This window comes from Actinomadura sp. NPDC048032, assembly GCF_040653175.1.
Taxonomy (GTDB): Bacteria; Actinomycetota; Actinomycetes; order Streptosporangiales; family Streptosporangiaceae; genus Spirillospora; species Spirillospora verrucosospora.
In genome coordinates, this window is sequence record NZ_JBEZJP010000617.1 from 1 (window position 1) to 3,452 (window position 3,452).

A 3,452-nucleotide genomic window follows, 5' to 3' on the forward strand; every position below is an offset into this window, starting at 1 on the left:
GTCGCATAAAACCGGGCGAACGGAGCGAAACGTGGGCATGATGATGGCCGTCAGCTTCACCCGTTACGGCCGGACGACGAGGACCGCGACCGCCTGAAGGCCGTGCAAGACGTCTTCAACGCCGCCGCGCTGTTCCGGTTCGGGCTGGGACGGGAGGAGGCGCGGCGGGCGAACGTCGACGGCGCCGTGAACGTCGTGCGGTGGGCCGCCACGCTTCCCCGGCTGCGGCGTCTCGTCCATGTGTCCGGGTACCGCGTGGCCTCCGAGGGGAGGCTCGCCCATCCGGTGCCCGCGAAGGAATTGGACGCGCTGTACCGGCGGCTTGGCGCGTACGAGGCGTCCAAGCTCGAAGGGGACGCCGCCGTACGCGCGGTCGCGCGGGAGGAGAAGGTGCCCCTCACCGCGGTCCATCCGGCGACCGTGATCGGGGACTCGGTCACCGGAGAGGCCGGGCAGTACATCGGGCTCGCCGAGATGGTGCGGGACCTCTGGGGCGGGCGCCTGCCCGCGCTGGCCGGGTCGCGGCGCACGTTCGTGCCCGTGGTCACCGTCGACCACCTCGCCCGCTTCATGGCCGCCGTGCCCGAGTACGACGAGGAGCCCTACCGCGCTCACTGGGTCCTGGACGACGCCACGCCGCACCTGCCCGACCTGGTCGGGCTTCTGGCGCGGCACCTCGGTGTGCGTCCGCCCCGGGTGACGCTGCCGGTCGGGCTGGTGCGGCGGCTGCCGCGTGCGCTCACCGGGGTCGAGCCCGAGACGCTCTCCTTCCTGTCCGAGGAGCGCTACGACACCTCCTCGGCCGGCGCGCTGGCCGGGAAGGCGGGACTGAGCCATCCGCCCGTGGAGGACGCGCTCCGGCGCTGGGCCGACCGGCTGGTCGCCGACCGCTTCGGGGCGTAGCCCTCAGGCAGGGGGGCGGCCGGTGAGGCGGGTCGTGAGGGCGGCGGCCGTCGCGCGCACCTGGGCCGCCAGGGCGGGCCACGCCGGTTCGGGGTGGTCCTCGCGGCGGAACGTCACCGTGATCGCGGCGGTGGGGCGGCCGGTGTGGTCGAAGGCGCAGGCGGCGATGCTCGCGAAGCCCTCGGTGATGTGGCCGTCCTCGACCGCCCAGCCGCGGCGCGCGTCCTCGGCGAGGGTGCGGCGCAGGTCGCGCAGGGTGGCGGGGCCCCGGCCGGTGCGGTCCACGAAGCGGCCGGGGAACAGGGCCCTGACCTGGGCGGGCGGCAGGTACGCCAGGATCGAGCGGCCGCTCGCGGTGAGCTGGGCGGGCATCCGGACGCCGACGTCGGTGACCAGGGTGGCGTGCCGGGGCGGCTGCTCCTTCAGCAGGTAGAGGGTCTCGGCGCCGTGCAGGACGCCGAGCTGCGCGATCTCGCCGACGCGGTCGACCAGGCGGCGCAGGAGAGGGCGGGCGAGGCGTTCCAGGGGCTCGTGGCGCAGGTAGGCGGAGCCGATCTCGAAGGCGGCGACGCCGAGGCCCCAGCGGCGCTCCTCGGGGATGGAGGTGACGAAGCCGTCCTCGGCCATCGCGGTGAGCAGGTGGTACGCGCTGGAGCGGGGGATGCCGAGCTCGCGGGCGATCGCCGAGGCGGGCAGGGGGCCGGGCGCGGCCGCCAGGAGGCGCAGCACCGCGAGGGCGCGGCGGGCGGCGGGGACCTGGCTCATGCTCCGAGTGTCTCGTATACGAGACACAGAGCGCGGGCCGGGGCTGGGGCATCGGCTTCGGACGCGCTCCAATGGTGGGTATGGGTTTTGGTATGGGGGACGCAGGCGTCGAGGTCGGGCCGGAACCGCTGGCGTTCGAGCAGGTCGCGGCGGTGGCGCGGGACGGGGCCAAGGTGGCGCTGTCCGACGGGGCGCTGAAGCTGATCGGTGAGGCGCGGGCCCACATCGAGGAGCTGTCGGCGCGCCCGACGCCGGTCTACGGCGTCTCGACGGGCTTCGGGGCGCTCGCCACGCGGCACATCGCGCCCGAGCTGCGGGCCCAGCTCCAGCTGAACATCGTCCGGTCGCACGCGGCGGGATCGGGGGCCGAGGTCGAGCGCGAGGTGGTCCGGGCGCTGATGCTGCTCCGGCTGCGCACCCTCGCGACGGGACGGACCGGCGTCCAGCCCGTCACCGCGAGGACCCTGGCCGCGCTGCTCAACGCCGGCATCACCCCGCAGGTCTTCGAGTACGGCAGCCTCGGCTGCTCCGGCGACCTGGCGCCGCTCGCCCACGTGGCCCTCGCGCTGATCGGTGAGGGGTCGGTCCGGGACGCCGCCGGCGAACTCAGGCCGGCGGCCGACGCCCTGCGGGACGCGGGCATCACGCCGGTCGAGCTCGGCGCCAAGGAGGGGCTCGCCCTGCTGAACGGCACGGACGGGATGCTCGGCATGCTCGTCCTGGCCATCGGCGATCTGCGGAGGCTGCTCACCGCGGCCGACGTCGCCGCCGCGATGAGCGTCGAGGCGCTGCTGGGCACCGACCGCGTCTTCGCCGCCGACCTGCAGAACCTGCGGCCCCACCCCGGCCAGGCCGCCTCGGCCGCGAACCTTCGGGCGCTGCTGGCCGACTCGCAGATCATGGAGTCGCACCGGGGCCCCGACTGCACCCGCGTGCAGGACGCCTACTCGCTGCGCTGCGCCCCGCAGGTGCACGGCGCCGCCCGCGACACGCTCGCGCACGCCGAGCTGGTCGCGGGACGGGAGCTGGCGTCCGCCGTGGACAACCCCGTCGTCCTCCCCGACGGACGGGTCGAGTCGAACGGCAACTTCCACGGCGCCCCGGTCGCCTACGTGCTGGACTTCCTCGCGGTCCCGGCGGCCGACGTCGCCTCGATGTCCGAGCGCCGCACCGACCGGATGCTCGACAAGGGGCGCTCCGCCGGGCTGCCCGCCTTCCTCGCCGACGACCCGGGCGTCGACTCCGGCCACATGATCGCCCAGTACACGCAGGCCGCGATCGTGTCGGAGCTCAAGCGCCTCGCCGTCCCCGCGAGCGCCGACTCGATCCCGAGCTCGGCCATGCAGGAGGACCACGTCTCCATGGGGTGGGGCGCGGCCCGCAAGCTGCGCCGCGCGGTGGACGGCCTCGCGCAGGTCGTCGCCGTCGAGATCCTCACCGCCGCGCGGGCGCTGGAGCTGCGCACCCCGCTGCTTCCCGGCCCGGCCACCGCCGCCGTGGTCGCCCGGCTCCGCGAGGCCGTCCCGCCGCCCGGCCCGGACCGCTACCTCGCCCCCGAGATCGCCGCCGCGACCGCGCTGGTCCGGGACGGCTCACTGGTCGCCGCCGCCGAGGCCGTCACCGGCCCGCTCTCCTGAAGGAGTCCCACATGTCCGGTCCCCGTCCCGTCCGCGCCCCGCGCGGCACCTCGCTGGACGAGGCGTTCGCCGACGCGGGCGTCCGCCCGGTGCACGCCGTCCCGGACGGGGTCGAGGCCACCCGCCGCGACGGGCCCGCCGCGTCCT

The 3,452-nt window shown here is 75.7% G+C and carries 2 protein-coding genes and 1 pseudogene; 2 read left to right on the top strand and 1 reads right to left on the bottom strand.

Features of this window, described 5'->3' with window-relative positions:
* Positions 1 to 87: 87 nt before the first annotated feature.
* Positions 88 to 903, top strand: a pseudogene (locus AB0C69_RS40045) (SDR family oxidoreductase); the annotation flags it as partial.
* A 3-nt stretch (positions 904 to 906) separates the two neighbouring features.
* Here AB0C69_RS40045 and AB0C69_RS40050 read toward each other — a convergent pair.
* On the bottom strand, positions 907 to 1,668 hold the full coding sequence (locus AB0C69_RS40050) for an IclR family transcriptional regulator (protein WP_345184068.1): 762 nt from the start codon (positions 1,666 to 1,668) through the stop codon (positions 907 to 909).
* 92 nt (positions 1,669 to 1,760) lie between these two features.
* Here AB0C69_RS40050 and hutH point away from each other — a divergent pair, with 92 nt between their 5' ends.
* Positions 1,761 to 3,305: a histidine ammonia-lyase gene (hutH, locus tag AB0C69_RS40055; protein ID WP_353834017.1), complete on the top strand. Its 1,545-nt coding sequence runs from the start codon at positions 1,761 to 1,763 to the stop codon at positions 3,303 to 3,305.
* Positions 3,306 to 3,452: the final 147 nt, after the last annotated feature.